Genomic DNA, 26,835 nt, shown 5'->3' with positions numbered 1-26,835 from the left:
ATATGCAATTCCGGAGGAATTTGAAAATAATAGTTGTTTTTTGGAGGATATAAAGTGACTCTTTACAATCAATGCTCTTATTGCTGTTTTATTTAATTGAGGGTTTTCTTTAATAGTGTCTATCCATATATTATAATGGTTTACTTTAATAACATTATTTTGATTTTTCTCCACTGGAATATATGTTTTTGGAGGTAGCCATTTATCTAATAAATTGTTCTTTTGTGCATATTTTTTTATTGTAACTATATCTGCATTAAGAATTCTAGAAATAGGATAGATTCCTTCCCCTTCTTGTATTAACTTGACTAACTCCTGTTCCCACACCATACCAAAGTCTAAAACTTTCCTTTTGCCACTTAAATATCGTCGTTCTTTAAAACCACATTCACACTGAAAATCTCCAAATTCCTGCTTGCAGTCTCTCGAATAATTAATACTAATTAATTCTGTTTTTCTTGAACAAACTGGATTATTACAATCCCAAGGTCCACTCCCAAAAGGAGTATAGGTATATTCTTTTGTAAAAAAGTTAGAAACATTTTCTGCTAATAACATTATCATTAAAATGTGCCTTATTGGATGAAAGGCTTTCCGGTTTTTCTGAATAATCATCTGAACCCAGGTCTGTTCATCGTTAATTTCAAAATCTGAATGTAGCTGCCGAAGAAACTCTTTTGGATAATTTGCCAGAAACAATTCTTTTAGTCCTAAAACATCTACACGTCCAGATGGCTTTGCAATTCCTTTAAATTTAAGGTATTCAATATACCTCAAACGGTAATAATTTAAATCTCTTGGTGACAGATTATTATTAAGAATCCACTCTACATTTTCTGCAATTCTTGTGTGAAGATCATTTATTTTATTTTCTTCAATTGGAACTCTGTTAAGATCTAATTGAGATGCGTCAATAAGACTCCCCACAGAGATATACATATGTTGATTTATTTCATCCAATGAAAATGTTGTTTGTTTTAACCACTCTCTATGTTTATGGCATACATATACTCCAGGACACTGGTGAACTCTATTCCAGAAAACGTCCAAATATTGAGTGTTTTTTTGGTCCATCTGCTCCTTAATGCAAGAGGCACAATAATAAAGGTTCCTTTTATTTGGTATTAAGGAAGCGACTGCTCCAACTCGTGTCATAATTCCTTTCCCATCTTTAAATACCATATCATTTACTATTTTTTCGTGCCGGAGCAAATCAATAAAAGGGCGAAATAAGGGATATATCGAATGGTTGTCTACTAGGTAACTAGATGTATAAGGACTTCCTTTTGGAAAATTATCATAGAGATTATTTAATCCAGAGGGAAAACCCACCGATGCCCGAAACCCTCTTGAACTAAATAAATGTTCTGTTACCCATTTTATTCTGTCTTCATTTAGATAATCAAAATAACGAGCTATCCCACTATATAATATTTCATCCTTATGAAGATATGGAAAGTTTAGTATCATTTTATATCACCTAAATTCCTAGTTCTTGATTTATATCTGGTATGTATCCCTTTCTTTTTATATCATTATATGAATCACTACTTTCTTGATTATTTTCAGATTGCTTTCTTAAGTCTTCTTCCGATAGAACATCTATTTTTTTCTTTTTTTTTGTTTTAGGTGCTGTTTCTTTTAGGTATTCCTTGGCAAGCTCCAAGCCTCTATCAAAATCTAATTCATTCCCAAGTTCTTCAAGGACGTAACTAACAGCAGCCTTTGAACGAGTTTTCGGAAAGTTGGATTCCAAGAGTGCATTAAATAATTCTTCCCTAAAAGTTTTTTTCTGTTGTTTTTGGAGTTCCTTTAACATCCTTCGATGAATAATAACCTCCTGCTTTTTTGAAGATTCTAGGATGTGTTGTTGAATTAACTCTTCCATATCTGGAGGACGGATATCCTCAAATCTCGAAAATGCTTCGAGATCAGTTTTCCTAATCGCATTTATCATAGGCTGAATTAATGCAAAGTCCTTTTTTGCGGTATTCTGAATTAATTCCGTCGTTATTGTTTCATCTTTTTTATCCATTGCTCGTAATTGAACCATCATATAAAGTTTTATTAAAACATCAGTAATTCCTTGACATTCATCATAAAATGTTTCTTCAATTTCTGGAGTAAGGGGTGTTTTAACATTAGTCCACTGATATCTCCACATACCCCGAAGTAACCTTTTCCAATATGGATTATCCTTTTCGAGAACTCCCCATTCAATGCCTCCCTGCCCTATTCCCCTACGTGTGTTTCTAAAATCACCTTGCAAAATAGGATAAGTTTTAGGTGTTCCTACTAAAACCACAGGAATATTTAATTCATTTCTTAAACTAACAAAGAAGTTTAGCATTTGTTCTCGCTCGTTTCCCTTTGCTTCCCTTAAATTCTGTACTTCATCTATAATTAGCATACCTAAACCAAGTTGATGGACTACTAACTTCATTTTTTCTAAGTATTCCTTCGTCTTCATATCTCCTCTTAAATGATATGAATAGCTGTTTTCACCGAATAACATTGTTATTTCGAAAAAGAATTGTCTACACAATGCTTGTATTGATCCATCATAAGGACATTCTAATTTTAAGTATACTAATTGAACAAAAGAGCATTTATGTCCCTTATATTCAGTATGCATTATACATTGCGGGTATAAGGAAAGGACCATTTCTATTGCACTCGTTTTTCCAATACCTGAAATCCCCACAACCGCCAATCCGTTATTACTTGCAGAAGTTTTTTTTGTCTTGTTTATTTGGTAAGGATACAAATTTGTTGGTTTACTTATTGCCTTTGCTTGTTGGTAAAATTTTTTACTTAATGGATTTCTAGAGGAATAACCTGTACACAAGAGAGCTGTTATTTTTTCATACATTTCTAATGTTCTTTCCGTTGGATAATAGTAATCAAACAAATTCTGAACCATTAACTTTCTTTCAGCTACACTAAGTATTCTTTCCTCTTCATCATAATCGGGAAATGATACTAACATTTTTATCACTTCAGCTCGATCTAACAAAGGAGGGAGGGCTTCAATATAAGGATTATTTTTATATAATCCTACATTTCTTTCTGTATATACAGCTTCAAAGGGTACAAGAATTTTATAATCTAAGTTATCCATTTTATGCTCCTACCAACCAGATTCTTTCTCAATCGCATCTAAAATTCCAAAAAGGTCTTGTTTATCTTCTGAAATAGATGAATTTGGTTTAACATTCTTTTGCTTATCAAAATTAATTGATGTAGGAACTTCTTCACCAAAGGTAAAGCTCTCTACTTTCCTCATTTCCTCTTTTTCCATAGAACGATTATCGCGTATACCTTCAGTTCTTTTTTTGTTAGAAATTCCTGTTATACTTTGCTCAGTTTCCTTTATTGCTTGGTTTGTGATTTCGCGAACTCTTGCATTTTTATTAATTTCATCTTCCAATTGTGCCTTCTTTGCATTTCTATTGCGATAATTTTCAAATGCTATTGTGGTTGCGACCTCATCAAAAGATAAATTTGTAAATCTCTCTCTATCAAAGGGAACTAATTGGAAGTTATCTAAATCATCTGTAAGCTCATCCCAATAATAAATATAATTGCAATTTCTTTCATCTACCCGAATTTTTATTTTCCAATTTCCACGAACTCTCGCCCTTGAGAACCACTCTTCACGCATTGCCTTTGAACTTGTATAGAACGCTCCACGGAATTTCAATCCTTGTGGCGTGACTGTTGCTTCATAACTTGGCATTAATGTTAATTTCATTTCTTTAACAGTGATTTTTCGGAGTATGCCTGATTGTTTTTGGACTCCCCAATTCCATAAATCAATCGGTCTAGCAATGACTTTATCTTTTAATAGGTCCTTTGTTTTTCTATATCCCTTTATTAATTGTTTATTATGTTGTAGAACCTCTAAGATAATGGTTTTTGTGAAATCTTGTAGCGTAAGTGCAGCTTCTAATCGATAATCCTTTGCTCCCCTTTCTCTAAAATCCTTGTCCACATAGCCAGGAATAAAAGGCTTGATATTCCCTTGAATAATTCCAAATTTTCTTTCAACGACTCCTTTCAATTCAGCTCTAAATGGCGGTGTGTTTTCAATATCAATACCCTGCAACCTCACCATTTCCTCAGCGTTTTTACTAATTAATTCTCCTCGATCTCCGCGTATTGCCTCTGGGATATGAGCACAAGGCCATTCATCCTCAGTGATTTTTATCCCATACGCTTTACAAAAAGCAACTTTATCTGAAGCTGAATTGACTAAAGCCATCATAGCCCCAATCCAAGATGGACCTTCAAGGCCACAATAAAGCCCAGTGATTAGACGGCTGAAAGAATCGGTCACAAAATAAAGTACTGGTCTTCCAATAATGTCCTCCCTATTAATGCTTGATACAATATAGACATCAGCAATAGTAGCATCTATTTGAAATACACTCCCTGGACCAAATACTTTTTCTTGGGTTACACCTAATATCATTCTGCCTTTCAAATCGAAGTTTTTTGAACCCCATCTCTTTCTTAGAGTATCTTCAGTATATCTAAGGTGCCTAGTATGATATTCAAATTGCCAATATGAGGGGTATTCCTCATCCAATTTAAATCTTGAAACCCCCTCAACTTTGATTTTTTGGGTAAAATGGATTTCAAGCATTTCTTTGTAAGCGGACTCCAATGTAGCCTTGGGATTTTTTTTATAATACTTTTCAAAGGAAAATAATATGATTTCCTTCCATTTCGAACCTTGATCTTTTTTATTTTCTGGCATTCTTAGAACCTGTTTATTTACATCCAAAATTTTCGTCCTACCTAAAGTAGGGATTAAAGCATACTCATTTAACCCATTTTGCCAATATAATCGTAGAATTTTTTTCATATAATTTGCTGAACACTCTAAAGAGCTTTCAAGATTGGTCAGCGTTTTCCAAATTTGACTAATATCAAAGATAGCAGGGGTTTCAATTTCTTCCAAAAGCATATTCAAAATTTTCACCCGCTGTTTCCATAATTCTTCACTTTTTGAAGTTAGGTTAGGTTGTTTAAGAAATGGCTCTTCAACTATCTTTGCATAACCATTTTTGATTAAGTTCTCATATTCCTCAACATTAACAATAAACGGTTTGGCATTTCGATCAAAAATATCAATTAAATACATAATAAGACAGTTTTCATCTATCCAGATTACTCTGAAACATCTGATCTTATCCGGCTCTTGTACCTCCAGAATCATCTTTTTGTAAAGCATTTAATAGATTAGCACCTCCAAGGACAGTTAGTTCATTACAATATAAATTATGTAAATCTATTTTTTTTGACATATCAATTGCAATTAACTTCCTACTTAATAAAAACTTAAAAATCGATAAAAACGTTCCAGCTTCTTTATTTAAACGACCATCCAAACTATGAAGTAAGTTTAAAACCAACTGATTTTGATTATTAACTATCCCCTCAAATATATATGGTGCTAATTCGATTACAGGAAAATTTTTATTAAAGTAATATGCTCCTCTAAAAAAATTCAAATTATAAATTAATTCCGGACATATATCTTTTTCTGTAACAATCCCCCAGTCTATCCCCCTACGTTTCCAATATTCCCTTTCTATTTCCAACTTTTCTAATACTCTTTGCTTCTTTAACTCATTAGATGGCTTAACTGTACGAACTATCTCTTTTATTTTTCCAGTTCCATCATCTAATTGAATTGCGAAGTCACTTGTCATTACTACCGGGATCTTTGTTATTGGATAAAATGGATATGCAATACCTTTTTGCTCCGCAATATATTGAGCATCCTCCCTTTGAAACAGTGGGAATTGCTCCCTTATATCCATTACTTTATTGGACCATTCAAGGATACAAAAATACTGGTGTTCCAGTTTAGACATAAAGTGGTATACCCTTGGTACAATTTTCCCTTTTACTCGGGTAACTACTCCAATCGATGGGACATCTTGTACTGTTAGCCACGGCTTATAGTTCTCTTTATACCCTTGCCCTAATCCCTTTTTTATTCTTTTTTCGATGCTTTCCTCAGTCCATTTGTACCTATATTTCACACCTAAACACCTCCTGAAATTTTCTATTATAAATACATTCGTTACATATTTGTTCTTTTAATAATTACTTTTTTAATAGTAAACGAAGGTTTTCCAACCTTTCATTACACAAAAATTTCTAATGGAAAATTTTACTCTTTTTTTTCATATTAAAAATTATAAATAAATACCAAGAAAATTCATTCTAGGCAATAATGTTTTAGTTCTTTTTTATATTTCCTCGTTGTTTACATACTATAAAATGCTACAATTTCTACGTTTATATACAACATTTTGGTAATTTTTTAAAGAATAAGTTTAAAGTTATATTAGAACTCCTGGTTTTGAGACAGTTCATTTTTGGTAGTCTGTAGTGATTCAAGTTGTGTTTAAGCACTGTATATCTCAGTTAAGTACTATTCCTGAGATTCATTTCCAATTAAAAAAGAGCTCCCTCCGAAGCTCTTAAAAACAGTGAAGAATTCGCTATTACAGAAATACTGTTCCGGTTAGTCAAATAAAGAAAATGCTGCATTTATTGCAGCACCATCTTTACGTATTTGAGTTTAGGAGGCCATATTTTCATCTATTTTTGAATCAATAAACTTAAAATATGGTAGAAATATACCCAATAAGGACACAGCACAAATAATTGAGCCAATCAATAAGTACAATGGACGTATCCCAAAAATTTCACCCAAAAAACTACCGACAAATACACCCAATGGCATTGCTCCTCTAATAATGAAGAGTCGAACCGATGAAACCTTTCCCATCAAGTTATTTGGGACAGTTTGTTGAAATATTGTTATATTTTGCACACTAAAAAAAGCCATAGCAATCCCAGCGATAACCTCAGTGAGAATGGCAAATATGATACTATTATTAATACTTAAGGAGATAAATGTTAGACCACCTACAACTAATGCTCCTAACATTACTACCCTACGACTTTTATATGTCACTTTCCCAACTAAAATTGAACCTATTACATATCCTAAAGGAAAACCTGCCATAAAATATCCATACTCTGAAAAACTCCCCGATAATTCTTCTGTTATATAAGGAAGAGTGATCACCATTGTTACACCTACCCCAAACTGTACAAAAGCTAAGAAAATTCCTAACCAAACGATAATTGGTTGTTTGAAAAAATAGGATATACCTTCTATAAATTGTTCTATCCAAGTCTTCCGTACATCGTAGGATACTTTTGTCTCTTTTATGAATAACAATAATGTTCCACTTGTAATAAGTACGGTACTAACAAAAATTAATGTAGGTATAACACCTATGTACTCTACAACGAAACCACCTAATATTGGAGCAAGGAATGTCATTAATCTTACGGTTCCATCAATATAAGCATTTGCAGTGCTTAGTTGATCTTTACACACTATAGTTGGTGTAATCGCTTGATTTGCAGGTGTATAGATTGGAGTAATCAAGCCTACTATTATTTGAACTGCATATATATGCCACGGTTCAAGATTTCCCACTAGTAATGCAACCAGTGGAATTAGAAATATTATTCCCCTAGCCCATTGAGAAAATATCATAATCCACTTTCTACTCCATCGATCAATAAATGGCCCAATAAATAATTGTAGAATGAGAGAAGGTAAAAAGTATAACAACCACATACTTCCCAATGCCATTGTTGAATTCGTTAGCTGATATACAAGGATTGAGTTGCAAAAAGTACCAAAGGAACCTCCTAATTCAGAGACACCGTTGCCAATCCAAACAAAAACAAATGAACGATTTTTCCAAATCCCACTGCTCAAACCATCACCCCATTATATTTTGGTTACTTATTCAAATAAAGGCTTAACTCTTTAGCTAAAAGTTCAACAGATTTCTTTTTAAGTGAATACTTTAAATCGCTAATTTCTACTAGTTTAGCTGCCCTAAGTATCTTAAGGTGATGGTGAATGGTAGACTTACCAATATTCAATTGATTCGTAATCTCTTGTAAAGTTTGATCTTCTTCATACAATAATTTGACAATTCGCAATCGCACCTCATCGCCCAATGCCTTATGTTTAAGTACCAAAAAGTTGTTTGGAGTGTATTTATCATATGGAGATATACTTTCATTAGCTATTGGATAATAAAATACTTTTGTCCCCTCTATATCTGCTTCTATATTCCAAGGTCGGTAAATATATTGTGGGATTAAAAGAACATTGTTTACACTTGGTTCTGGTAAATAAGTAACTCCTCCAGTTGCCCATTCAACTAGTTCTTCAGGAGACATTTTTTTTAACATCACTTTTTTTGTCTCATAATCCGTTTGTAAGATTTTATTAAGCTTTTCTATATCTTTCTGTATAACAGCCTTATACCATCCTGTCATCACACTAATCAGGTGTTTTTTAAGATCGTCAACATTTGAATGACTTATGAATTCAATATATCGAGGAAAAAAGGGATTATCGGTTGTTAACATTTTCATTTCTTCTATGGCTACCTCATCACCTACAGCAGCTTTCTGTCTAATATCCTGATATTCAATTCCTATAAAAGGTAAACAAATAAATTTTAAATCATTATTAGAAATATCCAGTATGTATGAAGTGAACTCCGTTATATCAGAAAACTTCTCCCTATGTAGTAATTGAAGAACTGCTTTCCACGTATTATTTCTCTCTACAAAATCTAAATGTTCCATTAATTNTATTTCTCTCTACAAAATCTAAATGTTCCATTAATTCTGTTGGTAAAGAACTTTTTATTTCATTCCAATAATCTAGTGGTTTTTCTAATGTCTTAATAAGTGGGGTATTTGTAACCGCCGCTATCCCTAAAGCACATTCCCACAACACTGAGTAATCTAGCTGAATTTTATAAGTTTCCCTTTTCCTACTTGTAAGATTAAGAATATCCAAACATAACACCTCGTTTTCACATATTTATTCGTTCGTACACTTAACATTCTACAATCATCGAACGAAATATTCAATATTTTTAGAACTCTCATTAACAAACCTAAAAACCCATCCTATAAAGGATGGGTTTCTGGTATGTAGCTATTAAATAAACTTGCCCTTAGTACAACAAGCAAAAAGATCGCCGCAGCGATCTTCGTCTTAAACTTGTACCCGCTTATAATGTTAACTAATGTGCTTAAACTTCATTTTGCATTTAACAATGGTCAAATTCTTCTATTCCATCTAAAGTTAATAATAATGTAGTACCAGTATTCCCGACCTTTTGATTTTCAACTTGCTTAATTGCACCAAAATAGACATCTGCAAGATCCTTGAAGGTTGCAAAGCCACCATTGTTTTCTTTTATTTTATTATGTATAAAAAGTTGTGCCCCTTCCCTTATTCTATTTTCTTGCTCTTCGCTTTCCGCATCTACAACTATAGCTGCCTCATACTCATTTCCCTCATAATTGTTATCAGACGAGAAGCCTAATAACAGGGTAGTTTTATTCTCCGAAATATAGCCTAATAAAAAGGTAGATGTTGGTGCTAATCCTGGAAATCTTTCTTCAAATGCCTGCTTACCTTTAAGAAAAGCTTCTCTAAAAAAATTCCTTATATCCTTGTTTTCGGTCATAGATAACAATTTAAAATCGTTATCATTTATGTAGTTTAGTGCTGATTCTGCAATAAGAGTACGACCTGCAAAAGATAGAATAAATTTATTAACTATTACACGAGTTTTTTTATAATCATCTGAATACCCAGTTATATTTCCGTTTACATCTGAGTACGTTACCCTTTTATCTGCTGTCAAGAGAATTGCATTAGAATCATTTTTTACTGCAATCAACATTGTCATATATTAACCCTCTACTTATCCAAATTTATAAAATTATTAATTAACATTTAGGAATATTATACCAAATAATATTCTTTAGTTCTTCAAACAAGTTTTTTTTATATACTAAATTAATAAATTATTATTGTTCAATTATCTACTCGTTTGTTGAAAGAAGGATTTGTCGCAGTAAAGCCTTAACGCTACTTTGAATCAACAAAATCCACAAGTTTATAACTCCTGTGATTCTAAAATAATAAAAACTTGTCGAATTCCCCCCCTATTATGGTATTTTATGTATAATTATTACTATAATAGGGTATAGGGGGAGATTGTTATCTCAATTAGCCAGACAGATAAAAACAATTTAGAAGGTCTAAAGAAGCATAGAATTAAAAAACATAAAAAAATGAAGAATAATACAGTAACTAAACCGCATTTAGCCTCTGTATTAAATGCAACTACTCAATTAGTAGAGGAAAGTAAGCTCAAAAATGGAATTCCCCATTTAATATTTCAAGATTTGTGGAATGAATATAGTTTGTTTGGGCCACAGTATGATAGTTATGATAACGGATTACCCACGAGGGATTATAAAAGAGGAGAAAAAGTTTCTATTGACTTTGGGGTAGGACTAGACCGAGAACTTGCCTTTCCGCACCCAGCTATAGTTCTTTATAACTTCGAACGGATGATAATCGTTGTCCCTACTACCTCTGATGATGGTAATGTTTTGGGATCTGATATGAATCCAGCAATAATAAGGTGTCAAGGTGATGGAAGGATTTTTTTGAATGATACTCTTATAAATCTTCATCATATACGGGGAATATCTAAAAATAGAGTTAGATCCTATCTGAACTGCAATGTCAAAGACTACATTGTTAATCCAACTGAAGTAAGTAAAGTAAATCTTCGTTATGGATTTGATTTCTTATCTCCGACTAATTCAAATTTATTAGATGTTATAGATGCTCAGTTAGGTTGGCTTGTTTCGCCTTCTGTTTCCCAGGGTATTAAAGATATAAATAAAAAATTAAATGGTGAACTTAGAATTAATTCAGAATTAGATGAAAAGCTAAAAGAACAACTTAAGATCAGCTCTGAATTAGATGAAAAGTTAAATGAGCAACTTAGAATTAACTCTGAATTAGATGAAAAGTTAAATGAGCAACTTAGAATTAACTCTGAATTAGAAAAAAATTATGCTGAAGCTGTAAAAGCTCCACTATAATTATTGACAATAATTTCTAATGGATATATAATTTAATTAAGATAAAACTATAACCGCCCACCTCATTTTGAGGGAGTGGCAACCTACTAATATTTAGCCACTTAGTTTCTAAGTAGTGCTAACCTAACGAAAAAGTCATTATCCAATTGGGTAGTGATTTTTTCTTTTTATAAAGCTCTGTTAAATAATATGTTGATATATAATCTTTAAGTAAGGACATAATCATTACAGTAATTTTTTTAAAATTTACTAAACTAACCTTCTCTTTAGTTCAACAAGAAAGAGCAGCCATTATGGCAGCCCTTATCTTTAACTCAAACACCCGTTAGATGAAGAGGACGGGCTAACTTTTCCCCAAAGAAAAACCATTAAACAACTGTCCTCCAAAGGGTTGCAAAACATTATCAACTAATTGTATAATTTGATTTTTGTTACCAGTCTTATAAAAAATATCAAAAGCTTCTACAAAATGATTTGCGAACTCTACATCATAAATCCTTAATGAACGAATTACCCATTTTGATGCACCAATCCATTGACGGTTTGTTCTCAAAACGAATTCGCTTAATAATTCAGCAAGTGTATTAGCTATAAATAATTCTTCTGCTCTATTAGAACAACCTATAAAATCATCCAGTGCATCAGTAATAAAATATCGCTTTGTATTTATAATTTCTTCAGACCATTCTTCTGGTCCTTTATTTAATATATCTATAGCCTCTTTTTTTATGGAATCAATTATTCCATCATCTTTTAGGACAATTCCTTCTGAAACCATCCTTGGCATTGAGGGTCTAGCTCTTTCATAATCCATTTCAAAAAATTGCTTATAAGAGGTTAAGTTATGTACAAAGACCTCTATAGCCCAACCATAGTCTATTAATGACTCTCTGTAAGATGAACTAAGGTTTTTATCGAAAATAACAATATCAAGGTCAGAGGTTTCTGTTGCCTCACCCCTAACAACACTCCCTGCTAATAAGGCCCCTTGACAATTCGGAAAATGCTCATTGATAAATTGATGTGCTACTTCTATAGGGGTTAACCTATTCAAATTGCCCATTAATTTCACCTCTAATTAAACAATTTCTTATATTTGTTCTACATTAAAGAGAAATATACCTTTGAAAATTTCCATTCCTTGTTTAACTCAAGGACGGTTAGCTTAAGTACAAATACTCTCTTTTAGACTACGAAGCACAGTTTTAAAAAAGAAAAGAACATCGTCACATAAAATTGACGCACTTCCTAACTTTAGTAGTGCGTCTGAGTTGATTAAAGAACCTTCTTTATTTGTCATATGGTAAATCTATTGTCATACCTAATAGTTTATCTTCATCTGATTTATCAGTCAGTGTTAGAATTGTATTCTGATCTATCAATTTTTTATAATGTTGATATTCTTCTTCATTTGTAACATCGCTAATAGTAGAAATCATATCTTCATTAATTGATGTGATATATTGAATTTTTCCATTCTTTGTTTCCTCCTCAACTATTTTTAGTAGAGATAACCTCTGTCTCGGATCCATATTAGAAAATAGTCTACTGTCGTGGAAAAGAAAGTTAACATTGTGGTTTTTTAACTTTAATAAAGTCATATCAAAACAGAAAATACACACTTCACTTATTCCATCTGAAGAATCTCCAGTAATTTTTGCATTAATATCAAATCTTATCTGATTAAGACCATCGTTTATTTTAATATCTAAACCGCTTGCTTTATTCTTATAAAAAGCCTTTGAATAGGACCTAAAGGTAGCCATTATATCTTCAAGCATCTCTTTATGTTCTTTTAAATATTTACTAGCTTCTAATTTTTGTTTTTCTATATCTATATTAGCCTGTGCAGATCTATCATCATAAGTTTCTATTAAACTCTTATAATCCGTTACTTTTTCTAATTTATTTCTTAAGGTATTTAATTTAGCATATAATGCATTATACTCTTCAAGGGCACCATATCCTCCAAGAAACTTCATTTTCTTATCTAATTCAATACCTTTTGCAGTTATTTCTTCTTGTAAATCTTCTTTAGCCTTTTCAAAAGTTTCTTTCTGCTTTTCCAACCGTTCTTTTCTGCTTGAGAGTAATTTATTATGAAAATCAGTAACTTCATTGAGTGTTTTTTTAACTTTGTCTTCAAAGAGTAATTTAGCTTCACCATACATTTCAAGTATCTTATCTAATTCAATTTCAGGTTTTATACTTATGCTCTTCTCTATTTTTCTAATTGAATTTTCACTAAGGCTAATTTTATTTCTAATTTCCCTTATTTCATATGAAAGGATATCCGCTTCTTCTTGAATATCTCGATAATTTTCTGCAACTTTAAATTCTTTTACTTTATTCTCTAATTCCTTTACTTCGTCTTTTAAATCAATTATTTCAAAATCTAAATCCTCATTACCAATAAAGTACTCTTTTAATATTGGGTCCTTCTCCACTATTTTTTTATTTTTATCCAATTCATCTATGCCCTTTTTTAATAACATCTTAGTTTCTATTAGATTAACATCTAAACCTAATAAAAAGGCATTATTTATTAATTTTGCATAGTCTGTTTCCTTTTCTTGGTACTTATCATATTTTGTATAACTTGACTTATTTCTCCTTATAAACCGTGAAATTAAACTTCTAAATGTGAGATACTTTATTTTATTATCCTTTTCAAAACCAAATACCTTTTCCAATAAAAGACTTGTGTATTTTCCAACAGTGACTTTTTTACCATTTAATATTACATTATTTTGTTCAGAACAATTTCTTGAGACAATATATTCTTCTCCATTGAGATCAAATTCTAAAGTAAAAATCCAGCCCTCTAAGTTTTCCTTAAAAACATCAATTTTCTTACTGCCTAAACAAAAATGTATTAGTTCAATAGCTAATGACTTTCCAACCCCATTATAGGTATTTTTCAAATCCTTTTCTTCTGGATTCTCTCTTTTCCCAACAATAAAGTTAAGTCCATCTTTAAAATAAATTGTATGGAAGCCTGGATTATTTGCACTAAGCTTTCTTAAATACATTTTATAAGACCTCCATTCTCATTAGTATCCACAACACCAATTGTAAATAAATAATCTAATGAGATTATAAACTTATCAAAGGAATAATTATCAATTATTTTATCGTTACGATTTTTACTCATTAGTTTTTCCCATAATTCATCTATACCTATTGACTTTCGGTTATCAAGTAAACTAAGGATTATTGCCCCCATAGCAAATATAGATTCTGATAACTTTATGTGTTTTTGAGGTAGAATCACTATTTTTCAACCTCCTCTAAGATAGGCTGTTCAAAAATATCACAACTTTCGAAATAAAATGCCATTAAGCATTCCGTTGCTTGTTGTATAGAATTGTTACTGTTTTTAGGCATACATTTATCTAATATATACATATACCTTCGATCCGAATAATTTACTTCATCTTCCTTAATTATTTTTTTGGACTCATCATATAAATCAACAAATTTATTCTTTATCTCATCTCTAAGAAAATCTCCTTGATATTTAAAATATGTTTCAACATCACCATAGTTGATTGCTGCTGCATCTAATCTTCGCTCAATGATTTTACTTATGCTATTAAAAATTATTTTTTCATTAAAATCTGGAACAAATAAATCATCCTCTATATAGTTTTTTGAAGGGAGATTTAATATATGTTGTATTACGTCATTTAAACAATCGTAATCCACGTTATAAATTGAATGTGTTCTCGGTATTAAACCGACAATTGCTATTATATCGTCTTCATTTAATTCAAATAAAATATTTTCTAAGTTCCTTGCTACAATTAATCCTGTTTTTATTTTTCTACTTTCCCCAAGAGTGTCTATGATATCTTGCAGTTTTAATATTTTTTTATGTACTTCTACGTAGGCACCTTTATACTTATCATTTACCACATAATTGAATTCCTTTATTTCGACATCATCCGACCACTTATTTATTAGCCCTTCAAAGTCTTCCTCAAGTTTAGAAATAGCATTATCAATGCTGTTTGATATATTTTCAGGCCCATAAACTTGGTAAAACTGACCATTATCTAAAATATATCCGTCATTTTTCATATCTCCTAATCTACCTTGAGGTTTTACCGCTCTGAAGTCTTTATGTTTATACCCCATAATTTTTGTAAATAGATCTTCAAAATTTTGGCCATCACTAGAATATATTTTATTCTGAAACATTATTCTTGCTAGATATTTATCATCTCTATCCATAAATAGAATTCTCCTTATAAAAGATATCTATGAATATTTTACATTATTAACCTAATATTAACACCTACTTATTCTCGCCTCTCTCATCCAACATAGTCATTCTCAAGTACAACAGGAAATAAAAAAAGCCTGGTTATATAGAACCAAGCCATAATAAGGGCAGTGCTGTTAAATAAATAATAGCTCAAAAGTTCGGCACATCATTAAAAAATGAAAATATACTTAGGAGCATCTAATACTTAATACAGTCCCTCAAATTTATAGGTAACGAATCAAGGGTTAATCGTTGCTTTTATCCTTTATTCCCTATTAAAGGTAATGTTAAGAAACTCATCTACAGTCCGTAGCCTCTTTCCAGTTACATCTTTGTCATTATGTGCACAGGCACTAATTAGTTTTTGAAAAATGCTTTTTAATGTTCTCGTATTTATTTCATCCAAATTTTCGGGTTTTAAGTTCTTTGGTAAAGCTACATCAGTAGTTGCTCTCAAAAGTAATTGCCGCCAAGTAACAGATTTTTTTCCTTTTCTTGCATAAAGGAGTGAGTCTGTTATTCCATTATCGTACATTTGCTCTAAGGCATACATATAAGAATTAAGATTTTGGAATGAAATCTTTATTGTTTCCTTGCTGAGAAACTTTTCGAGTTGGATTTTAAAATCAGCTTTTCTGAGCCGTTCATTCTTTAAATATTTTATATGGTATTCATAAGCAGTTTTCTCAAAAAAAATATAATCGTCCTCGCTCATATTTTTTATTGTTCTAATTAAATTATTTACATAGTCCACATACAAAATTAGCTCACCAATCCTTTACTATAAAAGGACCCAAACTAAGTTAAGTTGGGGTCCTTTTTTGATGTAGCTCTTAGTTATTTTTACCGATGTCTATTTTCACTTTCTTTCAACAAGGAATTTTATCATCTGAACGATCTTTTTCCGTATGAACGAATTTGTTTCTTGTGAACGATATTTTTCCTTATGAATGACTTTTTTCCTTACAGACAAATTAAAAAAACAGTTTTTATTGCTTATTCCACCGTAACACTTTTCGCAAGGTTACGTGGCATATCAACGTCACAATCACGGTGTAGTGCTGCGTAGTAAGCGATAAGCTGTAAAGGAATGACAGAGATAAGTGGTGTTAACAATTCGTTAACGGCTGGAAGCACATAACGGTCATCTTCCATCTCTAAACCTTTCATTGAAATGATGCAAGGATGAGCACCACGTGCAACAACCTCTTTTACATTTCCTCGAATGCTTAGGTTAACCTTCTCTTGTGTTGCAAGAGCAATAACCGGTGTTCCTTCTTCAATTAAGGCAATTGTTCCGTGCTTTAATTCTCCTCCAGCGAAGCCTTCCGCTTGGATATAGGAGATTTCTTTTAGCTTTAAGGCGCCCTCTAAACCAACAAAGTAATCCATTGCACGACCAATGAAGAAGCCGTTGCGAGTTGTTGTAAGGTACTCCCAAGCGATAGTTTCCATTACTTCTTTGTCATCACAAAGAGCTTCCATGCTATTTGCAATGATTCCAAGTTCATGCACAAGGTCCATGCCAACCTTTATTCCCTTTGATTCACCTGTTACATAAGCAAGAATTGAAAGAACAGCTAACTGAGCTGTATAAGCCTTAGTTGAGGCAACTGCAATTTCAGGGCCTGCATGTAAAAGCAATGTGAAGTCCGCTTCACGAGATAGTGTTGAACCAGGGACGTTTGTAATCGTAATGGACTTGTGGCCCATTTCTTTTACATGTACTAACACTGCGCGGCTGTCAGCTGTTTCTCCACTTTGTGAAATAAAGATGAATAATGGTTTTTTAGATAATAACGGCATATTGTATGAGAATTCACTCGAAATATGAACCTCTACAGGAATGTGCGCCATTTTTTCGATGAATTGTTTCCCAACAAGACCAGCATGATAACTAGTTCCAGCAGCAATGATGTAAATGCGGTCTGCTTCCTTCATAGCTTCCGCAATACATGGATTGATGGCTAACTGGCCATTTTCAGTTTGATATTCTTGAACGATTTTTCTCATCACTAATGGCTGTTCGTCAATTTCCTTTAGCATATAGTGTGGGTAGGTTCCCTTTTCAATATCACTTGCATCTAGCTCTGCTGTATATGGTTCACGGTTGATAGTTTCTCCCGCTAAATTTTTAATTGTGACAGACTCTGTTTTAACAATAACAATTTCTTTATCCATTAACTCGATATATTGATCGGTTACTTGAAGCATTGCCATTGCATCACTTGCTACAACATTAAAATTGCCGCCGAGGCCAACAAGTAACGGACTTTTGTTTTTCGCAACATAGATAGTTTCATTGTTTTGTTCATCAAGCATGGCAATTGCGTAGGATCCTTTCAGAAGGCTTAGCGTCTTACGAAACGCCTCTTCTACCTCTTGGCCCTGTTTTACGAATTGTTCAAGTACTTGAACAACAACCTCTGTATCAGTATCGCTTTTTAACTCAACGTTTTGTAAATACTCATCCTTAAGCTGAGTGTAGTTTTCAATTACACCATTATGCACAAGCGTAAATCTTCCTGATGATGCTTGATGTGGATGTGCATTAACTTTACTAGGAACTCCATGTGTTGCCCAGCGTGTATGACCAATCCCAGCAGTGGCAAATACATTATGATCTACCGCTTCACGAAGTGTTGCAATACGACCTTTTTCTTTAAAAACATGAACACCATCATCATTTATCACTGCGATTCCTGCTGAATCATATCCGCGATACTCAAGCTTTTCTAGTCCCTTTAACAAAATTTCCTTAGAGTCTTGATGTCCAATAAAACCTACAATTCCGCACATTATTAAATTTCCTCCCTAAAAAAGGGAACAAGAAAGCACGGGGCTAACTTGCCCCTTTTTTCCGTATTTATCTATTTTCTCAACAATCATTTCCTTTTGTTTGTGCAAAGAGTCACCCCTCTGTTTTACCTAAAAGGAATTGCGGTCGTGATTGATAACAACCGGGAGGCATCCGCCGAAATTTCGATAAACCTCCACCTCGTCAACTAAACCCATAACAATAGCCTATGCTTTGTTACTTTTTCCGTTCATGGTTTAGTTCTGGCGCTTTAATATATAACTGTTCTACTTAATCCCCCCTTTTCAAAAAGAACAAGACTAATCATACAACAGAAAAACTAAACTCGTCAATCAAAACATGGTATAAAACTTCCATGTATACTAAAAAAATATGCAAACCTGGAACAAGATGTGTCAGGTTTGCATATTTTTAATCAAAATCTATGTTATTCAATTCCCATCTCTGTTTTTACAACAGCTACAATACGGTCTACATATTCCTTACATAGCTCTTCAGTTGGAGCTTCTGCCATGACCCTTACCAAGGGCTCAGTTCCAGATGGGCGAACTAAGATACGTCCGTTTCCATTCATTTCAGCCTCTACCTGGTCGATAACCTCTTTGATCACAGGATTATCAGCAACATGGTATTTATCAGTAACCTTCACGTTCACCAACAGCTGCGGGAACTTGGTCATCTCACTTGCAAGCTGTGACAAAGGTTTCTTTGTGCTCTGCATGATATTCACTAACTGCAAGCCTGTTAATAGCCCATCCCCAGTTGTATTGTAATCTAGGAAAATAATATGACCGGATTGTTCCCCACCTAGAATATATCCGCTCTTCTTCATTTCCTCTACAACATAACGGTCGCCAACGGCCGTTTGCACACTTGCAATGTCATTTTGCTCTAATGCTTTATAGAAGCCTAAATTACTCATTACTGTGGATACAACAGTTTGATGCTTCAATCGACCTTGTTCCTTCATATATTTTGCACAAATATACATGATTTGGTCCCCATCAACGATATCTCCATTCTCATCAATCGCTATTAGACGGTCGCCATCGCCATCAAATGCTAGTCCAACATCTGCGCTTTTTTCCTTCAAAAAGGAAGCAAGTGCCTCAGGATGTGTTGAACCTACGCCATCATTAATATTAAGGCCATTAGGAGATGTTCCCATTGTTGAAATATCTGCATCCAGATCAGCAAATAAATGCGTAGCTAGTGAAGATGTTGCACCATGAGCGCAATCCAATGCCACATGAATACCTGTGAAATCCTCGTCCACTGTTTGTTTTAAGAATTGAAGGTATTTTTGACCACCCTCGAAATAATCATTCACCTGTCCTAATTCAGCCCCGATTGGACGTGGAAGCTGATCTTCAGGTAAATCTAAAAGTGCTTCAATTTCATTTTCCTGCTCATCTGAAAGCTTAAATCCATCTGGACCAAAGAACTTAATTCCATTATCTTGGACAGGGTTATGTGAAGCAGAAATCATTACACCTGCCTCAGCCCCTAAAGCTTTTGTTAAATAAGCTACACCTGGAGTAGAGATAACACCTAAACGCATAACCTCTGCCCCAATGGATAGTAGGCCTGCTACAAGTGCACCTTCTAGCATATGACCGGAAATACGAGTATCGCGGCCAATTATTACCTTTGGTCTTTCTTTATCCTTCGTTAGTACATAACCACCAAATCTTCCTACTTTAAATGCAAGCTCTGGAGTTAATTCGCTATTTGCAACACCACGTACACCATCTGTACCAAAATATTTTCCCATTTTAAATGATCTCTCCTTTTGCAGATACTATCAAATGCGCTTTGGCGTATTTGCGCCCAGATTTTTAGGCCCACAGGAAGTGGGTCATAAAGACGTTGCCACAGGATGTGGCGTTTTTAGTCTTTAATCATACTGCTCGAAAACTTTCCTTTAAAAATCTGAGGCATCCGCCGGAGGTATTAACTTTATTCAGTCGAGGTTTGAACCCCACACAAATTATATATTTTTTATCCCCACTTCGGAAAGTAGAGATTACTGCTGAATAAAGTTAATTACCCTTCTTTTTCGATAATTCGTATCTTTGCCTTTTCTTGAGGTAATGCCCAAGTCATATTGTTTGGGCCGTTCACTTCTATATCTACTTCGTGCTCACCAATCCCTAGGTTGGTCACATCGATAAATACATCAAGGTTAGTAGGACTTGTCCCTTCTATAACACCCGGTGCACCACGCACTTCTAAATCTAGAGTCCCTAACTCAGGGTTTAAAAAGGTAAGTGCATATTCGGCTCCTAAGCCTTGGCTTCGAATTAATAAATCTGAGAAGGTTTCCGATACCTCTTCTTCAACATCGACTGTTACTTCAATTTCCTGTGGAGATACCTGTAAAACCCCTTTTGGTATCGGAACCTTCACTTTAATCGTAGAGTCTTCCTTTATTTTATCAAGGTCGATTTCACCTTCAATGGAGGAAATTGCATCAATTACCTCTTTTGGGCCAAATATTGTTACCTGATTTGGCGTCGGTGTGATATTAACTATACTCAGTCCATCCGCAAGCTTTCCTTTTTGTTTAAGGGTAAATGATACGGATTTATTCGGGCTGACAATTGGAACCGTGATTTCAACAACGTTTGGTTCAACGGTAACTGACAATACATTTTGATTTTTATCATACACAGCCACTCGCGATTCTTGTGTAAATGTTTCCGATACTCCCTTAAGGTCGACGACTGCTTTAACTAATGCAATTCTTTCGATTTCCTCTAAGGCACCGGTTATTTTGACAACGCGAGGTGATGCTACTGGCTGTTCAACTGTATATCCTTCTGCTATTTGGTCACGGTTAACAAAGTCAATTTCAACTGGGAATTCCTTCGTTACCTTTTCCTGAATGACGACGGTAATTTCTGCAGGATCAATTTTCACTTTTATTTTATCAGATATATTTCGATATTGTAGCTTTACCTTATGAGTGCCAACCGATAACTGTGTTAGGTCTACATACACTTCCATTTCCTTTTGAAGACCTTCCCTCTTAGTTACACCTGATGGACCCTCTATCGTGACGTTTACATATTGGGGAACTCCTGATACCACTAGATTTTGATCATCATAGTATGTATTGACCGGAATCTCCGTTAATGTTTCCGTGTAATTTGAAAATAACGGCAGCCCAGCAGGACTCTTGGATGCAGGCTGATTTTCAAAACTGACAGATGCAAATAAGAGCAAGGCAATTAATAATGCAATGATTCGTGTAACCCAACGGTTATCAATCCATTTATCCATTTTTCTTCCCCCTCCATTGCCAAAGTGGATGAGAGGTAATGCTTTCATTTGTTGTTAGTTCTTGTTTTAGTAAATCTCGAAATGCATCAGGTTTCAAATCACGGTGCAATTCACCATTCTTTGTTAAGGAAACACTTCCTGTCTCCTCTGATACAACGATGGTTATGCTGTCGGTTACCTCACTAATCCCAAGTGCAGCACGGTGCCGAGTTCCCAATTCCTTTGAAATAAATGGACTCTCCGAAAGTGGTAAATAACAAGCGGCTGCGGCTACTTGATTTTTTTGAATAATAACGGCTCCATCATGTAATGGGGTATTTGGAATAAAAATATTAATGAGTAACTCAGATGAAATGGCTGAATTTAGTGGAATACCTGTTTCCACATAATCACCCATTCCCGTCTGTCTTTCAATCGAAATGAGTGCACCAATGCGACGTTTTGCCATATAATCTGTGGCTTTCGTTATTGCTTCAATTAATTTTACCTGATGGTCATCTTCATCCGTACCGCTTCTTGAGAATATTTTTCCTCGGCCAAGCTGTTCCAATGCCCTTCGCAATTCAGGCTGAAATATAACGATAATCGCTAAGAATCCCCAATCCATCACCTGATCCACTAACCAAAACAAAGTATGTAATTCTAACAAGCTGCTTAATAATCGGATAAAAACGATCACAATAATACCCTTCAACAACTGAACAGCTTTTGTTCCGCGTATGAGGGATAATAATTTATATATCACATACCAGACAAGGAGAACATCTAAAAAAATGCCGAGGTAACCTAATAATGGGAGTTCATTAAATGACATTCTCACACTTCCTCTATGAAATAATCCAAAAAACATAGTTAGCTATAATATTATATCATATAACTTTCATGTACCAATTACAAATTGGTAGGAGGATTAGCTTAAATTCAATTTGAAAAGCTTAATGCTTCAGCATATCGGCGACAGGATAAGACAAGCGCTGACAGAAGGCGCTTTTTACCCTCCGAATAGCTAGACCATAGAGCCGATGGCTTCTTGAGCTAGACATCGAAAAATAGGCCATCGTGTCCGATGGCCTATTCTTCATTGTCAAAAATATGAATTGCATCTGTTCCTACTTTTTTAATATGGTACCAAAGCCATTCAAACATCTGGTTGACTTCTTTAATTTCACCGCTAACATTCCCGGCTGCGGCCATATAATTCTCACCATTTATCACAGTGACATTCCCATCAACGTCACCCTCAATCACAAGCTTTCCGTTCTTAACAACGACATCACCCTTAACTGTTTCGCCCTCAGGAACAATCACCGTATTGTTTTCAACAATTAAGTTTGGTTGCTTTGAAACGGAGAATTGATCGCTTTCACTCCACACCGAAAAAAGACTCCCTGCCATTAATAAAAGAAAGAGCGAAGCAGCTGTGAGCATTGGATGCTCTCTAAACCAGCGTCTAAAACTTGCGGTACGTTTTTCCTTTGGTAGATTCTTCATGATCTTTAATGTAAAATCGCTGGGTGCGGAAATGTGAGAAGTACTTTGTACCAACGCAATGGATTTCTTTAGCTCATGAAAGTGCTGCTGGCATGATTCACATGCATTCAAATGCTCACGTAGTAGCTTCTCTTCCTCTTCAGAAATGTCTTCATCTAAATAATTGTGCATTAATTCAATCACGTTGTTTTCTGAACAGCTCATTTTTTTCACCCCTATACATGTCGAAGCTGGTTTCGTAATGCTTCACGGCCTCTGTGAATTCTTGTTTTTACCGTGCCGACAGGCAAGTCAAGAATTTCACCAATTTCCTTTAGTGAAAACTCCTCGATGTATTTTAAAACAATGACCGAACGATACTTATCCGGAAGCTTCAGTATTTCTGCTTGGATTAATTCTTGAAGCTCCATCGTTTCAAGCTCGTCCTCGGGTAGAGCAGTATCTGCTGCTACCTGCGAATACATAGTTAGTCCATCTGAGCCTGCAAGCTCAGCGTCTAGATAGTAGTCAGGTTTTTTCTTTCGAATGCGGTCAATCGACAGATTCGTTGCTATACGATATAGCCACGTTGAAAACTTTTTATTCAAATCATAGCTGTGAATGTTCACATACGCGCGAATAAATGCTTCCTGTGCAATATCCTCTGCTTCATGTCGATTTCCAAGCATACGATAGCATATTTGAAACACCTTGTCTTTGTAAAATTCTACTATCTCTCCATATGCACTCTGATCTCCATTTTTTGTCTGCCTTATTCTGTTTTTGATGATAGTCTCCATATTGTATACCTCCGCCACTGCGGGTATCATTATTTACGATTGACCTTTAAAAAGGTTTCATTTTCTCCATAATTTTCATTTTAACAAATTTTGGCTAGTTTATGTGTCCAGAATGCAAATCTTTAAAATAAAAAAACACAGTACCTCATTTTCACGAGATACTGAGACGATTTTATAAAAGTTTTTCACCAAATAAAGAACCCATTAATGCAACGGCAACAGAAGCCGTTCTATTTTTATCATCTAAAATTGGATTCACTTCTACGAATTCAGCAGAAGTAATTAATTTTGATTCCTCTAACATTTCCATTGCCAAATGGCTTTCACGATAACTAATACCTCCAAGCACGGGAGTACCTACACCTGGAGCATCATGTGGATCAAGACCATCTAAATCTAAAGATAAGTGGACACCATCTGTTCTTTCTCTTAAATACGCAATCGTTTTTTCCATAACCTTTGTCATGCCCAAACGATCAATTTCATGCATCGTATACACTTTTATACCTTGCTGTTTAATTAATGTTTTCTCACCTTCATCGAGGGATCTTGCACCAATTATGACAACGTTCTCGGGTTTAATCTTAGGACTATACCCAGCTATTTCAGTGAGTCGCTTATGCCCAAGCCCTAGGCTTGCCGCAAGTGGCATTCCATGAATATTGCCGCTTGGAGAAGTATCCGCGGTATTTAAATCACCATGGGCATCGTACCAAATGACTCCTAAATTTTGATAATGTTTGGAAACACCCGCAAGTGTACCGATTGCAATACTATGGTCACCACCTAAAACAAGTGGAAATCTTCCATTTAGAATAGCCTCATTAACCTTCGCTGCCAACTTTTCGCTTGCCTCAGATACTTTCTCCAGGTTTTTCAAATTTTCATCGTTATTCATTTCCCCTCGGGTAGGACGTATAATGTCAATATCACCTAAATCATCAATATCATAATCAAGTCTTTCTAATCGTTCAACAACTCCCGCATATCGAATGGCACTTGGCCCCATATCTACCCCTCTGCGCATCTGGCCTAAATCCATCGGAACCCCAATGATTGAAATATCCTTCTTCATGATAAAATGCCCCCTCTCCCTTATACCTTATTGTAACTGCTTTCATAAGGATGACTCAACTGCACAAAATCGTGTATATCTATGCATAAACTAAGGGGGGGCTGGGCATAAAACATGTTATCGCGCTCGTATCTGGAGAATACTAGGATAGGAGATGGTGTGCATGCAAAGTGGGTTATCATGCTCGCACTTGGATATTAATAGGAGACGGCGTGTATGCAAAGTGCTTTATCGGGTTCGCAACTGGATAGTTTTAGGAACCGTACTCCTGCAAACCACATAAAATTTAGGTAAAAAAAATAATCCGCAAAGGATTATCGGTATTACATTTTAACTTCTGGTGGAGCCTATCAGGATCTTGAACCGCTGACCTCCTGCGTGCAAGGCAGGCGCTCTCCCCCAGCTGAGCTAAGGCCCCTAAATATAAAAAAAAGCAGTTCCTGAAGCGGAAGACATAATCACCACCTTGGCATGGTGGTGTTCTTCCACAGAACTACTTTCCCATAAGAGATGAGCCATGAAGGACTCGAACCTTCGACCCTCTGATTAAAAGTCAGATGCTCTACCAACTGAGCTAATGGCTCGTACTAAATAATATGTAGATAACCAAGTTAATAATCGATACAAAGTACATCTACAACGTCCCAATCTCGGGAAGTTAATGCAAGTAGCAGTTCGATTGGTACGCTGAAGCTTATGCTTCGAAGCCTACTCGTTCGTGCTCTACCAACTGAGCTAATGGCTCGTGCAAAAAAAATTAAAATGGCTGGGCTAGCAGGATTCGAACCTACGAATGACGGAGTCAAAGTCCGTTGCCTTACCGCTTGGCTATAGCCCATTGATTAAACTACATGAAAAAACTTCTTCGAATAAGCTGCATGAGCTACTCCGCAAGAGGATATTTTGGGATATTTCTGCAGGAAATATCACGAAATGTCGTCGACAACCCATAGTATTAAAAAACACTAAGTTTAAAGTGTCTTTAACGCTTAACGTAAATAATTACTTTAAGTACCCTATTATCTTGCACAAACTATCACAAAATATGAGTAATTTTACTAATTAAATGTGCAATTTCCATAAAAATAGCCTACTTCATCCTTTTGAACTTGTCCAAGGAAAGAATAAAGGCTTCTTTAAAAAATAAATGGTGGAGGGGGACGGATTCGAACCGCCGAACCCTGAGGGAGCGGATTTACAGTCCGCCGCGTTTAGCCACTTCGCTACCCCTCCAACCTAAGGTGGTGCCGGCGATAGGAGTCGAACCCACGACCTACTGATTACAAGTCAGTTGCTCTACCAACTGAGCTACACCGGCATTATTTAATATTTAATGGTGGAGGATGACGGGATCGAACCGCCGACCCCCTGCTTGTAAGGCAGGTGCTCTCCCAGCTGAGCTAATCCTCCAACGCTTAATGGTGACCCGTACGGGATTCGAACCCGTGTTACCGCCGTGAAAGGGCGGTGTCTTAACCGCTTGACCAACGGGCCATTTTAAAAAAAAGCATTTTTTAAGCTTCCAAGCGGGCTCGAACCGCTGACCTCTTCCTTACCATGGAAGTGCTCTACCAGCTGAGCTATGGAAGCAATGGCTCCGCAGGTAGGACTCGAACCTACGACCGATCGGTTAACAGCCGATAGCTCTACCACTGAGCTACTGCGGAATAATAATTGCCTAGCGACGTCCTACTCTCACAGGGACAAAGTCCCAACTACCATCGGCGCTGAAGAGCTTAACTTCCGTGTTCGGTATGGGAACGGGTGTGACCTCTTCGCTATCGCCACTAGACTATGNGTGCCTAGCGACGTCCTACTCTCACAGGGACAAAGTCCCAACTACCATCGGCGCTGAAGAGCTTAACTTCCGTGTTCGGTATGGGAACGGGTGTGACCTCTTCGCTATCGCCACTAGACTATGTTGAAGGATTCATTCCTTCAACACTAGATAACGTTCATACATTCATTAGAAGTGATTTGTCTAGCTCCAGAAGCCATATCCTACGTCTGCTTCGCTTCTTCTGTCGAAGTCAAAGAGCGACTTCTCGTCAGAAGCTCCATCATCCTATGGATA

General features: G+C 35.1%; 19 protein-coding genes, 9 tRNA genes, 2 rRNA genes and 1 pseudogene. 1 reads left to right on the top strand and 30 read right to left on the bottom strand.

Annotation, left to right across the window (positions count from 1 at the left end; genetic code table 11):
- The 7 genes and pseudogenes from LKW28_RS21030 to LKW28_RS21000 form a co-directional block, all read right to left on the bottom strand.
- A partial coding sequence (locus LKW28_RS21030) for a TnsD family transposase (protein WP_229142378.1) occupies positions 1–1,470 on the bottom strand: 1,470 nt, incomplete at its 3' end.
- A gap of 10 nt (positions 1,471–1,480) precedes the next feature.
- Positions 1,481–3,121 carry an ATP-binding protein gene (locus tag LKW28_RS21025; RefSeq protein WP_229142377.1) on the bottom strand — a complete coding sequence of 547 codons (1,641 nt, stop codon included), beginning with the start codon at positions 3,119–3,121 and terminating at the stop codon, positions 1,481–1,483.
- 9 nt (positions 3,122–3,130) lie between these two features.
- On the bottom strand, positions 3,131–5,149 hold the full coding sequence (locus tag LKW28_RS21020; protein WP_229142376.1) for a DDE-type integrase/transposase/recombinase: 2,019 nt from the start codon (positions 5,147–5,149) through the stop codon (positions 3,131–3,133).
- Positions 5,150–5,195: 46 nt separating this feature from the next.
- Positions 5,196–6,056, bottom strand: a complete 861-nt coding sequence (locus tag LKW28_RS21015; protein WP_229142375.1) for a TnsA endonuclease N-terminal domain-containing protein — start codon at positions 6,054–6,056, stop codon at positions 5,196–5,198.
- 545 nt (positions 6,057–6,601) lie between these two features.
- Positions 6,602–7,822 (bottom strand): MFS transporter, encoded by a 1,221-nt coding sequence (locus LKW28_RS21010; RefSeq protein ID WP_229142374.1) that lies wholly within the window; start codon positions 7,820–7,822, stop codon positions 6,602–6,604.
- A 23-nt stretch (positions 7,823–7,845) separates the two neighbouring features.
- Positions 7,846–8,926 (bottom strand): annotated as a pseudogene (locus LKW28_RS21005) (ArsR/SmtB family transcription factor).
- A 256-nt stretch (positions 8,927–9,182) separates the two neighbouring features.
- The gene (locus LKW28_RS21000; RefSeq protein ID WP_229142373.1) at positions 9,183–9,830 is read right to left on the bottom strand and encodes a hypothetical protein; all 648 of its coding nucleotides are present in this window, start codon (positions 9,828–9,830) and stop codon (positions 9,183–9,185) included.
- Between the two features lie 388 nt (positions 9,831–10,218).
- On the opposite strand from LKW28_RS21000, the gene LKW28_RS20995 reads away from it, so the two are divergent.
- Complete coding sequence (locus LKW28_RS20995; RefSeq protein ID WP_229142372.1) at positions 10,219–11,043, top strand: type II toxin-antitoxin system PemK/MazF family toxin; 825 nt, start codon at positions 10,219–10,221, stop codon at positions 11,041–11,043.
- Positions 11,044–11,386: 343 nt separating this feature from the next.
- Here LKW28_RS20995 and LKW28_RS20990 read toward each other — a convergent pair whose 3' ends face one another.
- The 23 genes from LKW28_RS20990 to rrf (LKW28_RS20880) form a co-directional block, all read right to left on the bottom strand.
- The gene (locus LKW28_RS20990; protein ID WP_229142371.1) at positions 11,387–12,106 is read right to left on the bottom strand and encodes a nucleotidyltransferase domain-containing protein; all 720 of its coding nucleotides are present in this window, start codon (positions 12,104–12,106) and stop codon (positions 11,387–11,389) included.
- A gap of 226 nt (positions 12,107–12,332) precedes the next feature.
- Positions 12,333–14,075: a DUF2326 domain-containing protein gene (locus tag LKW28_RS20985; protein WP_229142370.1), complete on the bottom strand. Its 1,743-nt coding sequence runs from the start codon at positions 14,073–14,075 to the stop codon at positions 12,333–12,335.
- On the bottom strand, positions 14,066–14,317 hold the full coding sequence (locus tag LKW28_RS20980) for an ABC-three component system middle component 6 (protein WP_229142369.1): 252 nt from the start codon (positions 14,315–14,317) through the stop codon (positions 14,066–14,068). The genes LKW28_RS20985 and LKW28_RS20980 overlap by 10 nt, the downstream gene beginning before the upstream one ends.
- The gene (locus LKW28_RS20975; protein ID WP_229142368.1) at positions 14,317–15,279 is read right to left on the bottom strand and encodes an ABC-three component system protein; all 963 of its coding nucleotides are present in this window, start codon (positions 15,277–15,279) and stop codon (positions 14,317–14,319) included. The genes LKW28_RS20980 and LKW28_RS20975 overlap by 1 nt, the downstream gene beginning before the upstream one ends.
- Positions 15,280–15,578: 299 nt before the next feature.
- On the bottom strand, positions 15,579–16,073 hold the full coding sequence (locus LKW28_RS20970) for a hypothetical protein (RefSeq protein ID WP_229142367.1): 495 nt from the start codon (positions 16,071–16,073) through the stop codon (positions 15,579–15,581).
- 236 nt (positions 16,074–16,309) lie between these two features.
- Positions 16,310–18,112 (bottom strand): glutamine--fructose-6-phosphate transaminase (isomerizing), encoded by a 1,803-nt coding sequence (gene glmS / locus LKW28_RS20965; protein WP_229142366.1) that lies wholly within the window; start codon positions 18,110–18,112, stop codon positions 16,310–16,312.
- A gap of 446 nt (positions 18,113–18,558) precedes the next feature.
- Positions 18,559–19,905, bottom strand: a complete 1,347-nt coding sequence (gene glmM, locus LKW28_RS20960) for a phosphoglucosamine mutase (protein WP_229142365.1) — start codon at positions 19,903–19,905, stop codon at positions 18,559–18,561.
- A gap of 272 nt (positions 19,906–20,177) precedes the next feature.
- Entirely contained in the window at positions 20,178–21,416 is a 1,239-nt protein-coding gene (locus LKW28_RS20955) for a YbbR-like domain-containing protein (RefSeq protein ID WP_229142364.1), read from the bottom strand.
- Positions 21,409–22,230, bottom strand: coding sequence for a diadenylate cyclase CdaA (gene cdaA / locus LKW28_RS20950; RefSeq protein WP_229142363.1), 822 nt, complete (start codon positions 22,228–22,230; stop codon positions 21,409–21,411). The genes LKW28_RS20955 and cdaA overlap by 8 nt, the downstream gene beginning before the upstream one ends.
- 257 nt (positions 22,231–22,487) lie before the next feature.
- The gene (locus LKW28_RS20945; RefSeq protein WP_229142362.1) at positions 22,488–23,111 is read right to left on the bottom strand and encodes an anti-sigma factor family protein; all 624 of its coding nucleotides are present in this window, start codon (positions 23,109–23,111) and stop codon (positions 22,488–22,490) included.
- Positions 23,112–23,122: 11 nt separating this feature from the next.
- Positions 23,123–23,686 (bottom strand): RNA polymerase sigma factor SigW, encoded by a 564-nt coding sequence (gene sigW, locus LKW28_RS20940; protein WP_229142361.1) that lies wholly within the window; start codon positions 23,684–23,686, stop codon positions 23,123–23,125.
- Positions 23,687–23,858: 172 nt separating this feature from the next.
- Positions 23,859–24,761 carry an arginase gene (gene rocF / locus LKW28_RS20935; RefSeq protein ID WP_229142360.1) on the bottom strand — a complete coding sequence of 301 codons (903 nt, stop codon included), beginning with the start codon at positions 24,759–24,761 and terminating at the stop codon, positions 23,859–23,861.
- A 338-nt stretch (positions 24,762–25,099) separates the two neighbouring features.
- A tRNA-Ala gene (locus tag LKW28_RS20930) sits at positions 25,100–25,179 on the bottom strand.
- Positions 25,180–25,272: 93 nt separating this feature from the next.
- A tRNA-Lys gene (locus LKW28_RS20925) sits at positions 25,273–25,345 on the bottom strand.
- A 179-nt stretch (positions 25,346–25,524) separates the two neighbouring features.
- Positions 25,525–25,599: transfer RNA gene (locus tag LKW28_RS20920), tRNA-Gln, on the bottom strand.
- Positions 25,600–25,909: 310 nt separating this feature from the next.
- Positions 25,910–25,994 (bottom strand) — tRNA-Tyr (locus LKW28_RS20915).
- Between the two features lie 9 nt (positions 25,995–26,003).
- Positions 26,004–26,079 (bottom strand) — tRNA-Thr (locus tag LKW28_RS20910).
- 16 nt (positions 26,080–26,095) lie between these two features.
- Positions 26,096–26,171 (bottom strand) — tRNA-Val (locus tag LKW28_RS20905).
- 9 nt (positions 26,172–26,180) lie between these two features.
- A tRNA-Glu gene (locus LKW28_RS20900) sits at positions 26,181–26,255 on the bottom strand.
- A 23-nt stretch (positions 26,256–26,278) separates the two neighbouring features.
- Positions 26,279–26,351 (bottom strand) — tRNA-Thr (locus tag LKW28_RS20895).
- Positions 26,352–26,353: 2 nt separating this feature from the next.
- Positions 26,354–26,428: transfer RNA gene (locus LKW28_RS20890), tRNA-Asn, on the bottom strand.
- Between the two features lie 9 nt (positions 26,429–26,437).
- Positions 26,438–26,553 (bottom strand): 5S ribosomal RNA (rrf, locus tag LKW28_RS20885).
- Positions 26,554–26,561: 8 nt separating this feature from the next.
- Positions 26,562–26,677 (bottom strand): 5S ribosomal RNA (rrf, locus tag LKW28_RS20880).
- Between the last annotated feature and the right edge of the window lie 158 nt (positions 26,678–26,835).

Source organism: Bacillus sp. REN16 (assembly GCF_020731355.1).
In the GTDB taxonomy this organism is placed as follows: Bacteria; Bacillota; Bacilli; order Bacillales; family Bacillaceae_L; genus Ferdinandcohnia.
This window is presented reverse-complemented; position numbering and strand designations above follow the sequence as displayed.

Coding starts and splice junctions, on each gene's coding strand:
- LKW28_RS21025 (WP_229142377.1), bottom strand. CDS start 3,121: ATGGATAACTTAGATTATAAAATTCTTGTACCCTTTGAAGCTGTATAT.
- LKW28_RS21020 (WP_229142376.1), bottom strand. CDS start 5,149: ATGTATTTAATTGATATTTTTGATCGAAATGCCAAACCGTTTATTGTT.
- LKW28_RS21000 (WP_229142373.1), bottom strand. CDS start 9,830: ATGACAATGTTGATTGCAGTAAAAAATGATTCTAATGCAATTCTCTTG.
- LKW28_RS20995 (WP_229142372.1), top strand. CDS start 10,219: ATGAAGAATAATACAGTAACTAAACCGCATTTAGCCTCTGTATTAAAT.
- LKW28_RS20990 (WP_229142371.1), bottom strand. CDS start 12,106: ATGGGCAATTTGAATAGGTTAACCCCTATAGAAGTAGCACATCAATTT.
- LKW28_RS20985 (WP_229142370.1), bottom strand. CDS start 14,075: ATGTATTTAAGAAAGCTTAGTGCAAATAATCCAGGCTTCCATACAATT.
- LKW28_RS20975 (WP_229142368.1), bottom strand. CDS start 15,279: ATGGATAGAGATGATAAATATCTAGCAAGAATAATGTTTCAGAATAAA.
- glmS (WP_229142366.1), bottom strand. CDS start 18,112: ATGTGCGGAATTGTAGGTTTTATTGGACATCAAGACTCTAAGGAAATT.
- glmM (WP_229142365.1), bottom strand. CDS start 19,905: ATGGGAAAATATTTTGGTACAGATGGTGTACGTGGTGTTGCAAATAGC.
- LKW28_RS20955 (WP_229142364.1), bottom strand. CDS start 21,416: ATGGATAAATGGATTGATAACCGTTGGGTTACACGAATCATTGCATTA.
- cdaA (WP_229142363.1), bottom strand. CDS start 22,230: ATGTCATTTAATGAACTCCCATTATTAGGTTACCTCGGCATTTTTTTA.
- LKW28_RS20945 (WP_229142362.1), bottom strand. CDS start 23,111: ATGAGCTGTTCAGAAAACAACGTGATTGAATTAATGCACAATTATTTA.
- sigW (WP_229142361.1), bottom strand. CDS start 23,686: ATGGAGACTATCATCAAAAACAGAATAAGGCAGACAAAAAATGGAGAT.
- rocF (WP_229142360.1), bottom strand. CDS start 24,761: ATGAAGAAGGATATTTCAATCATTGGGGTTCCGATGGATTTAGGCCAG.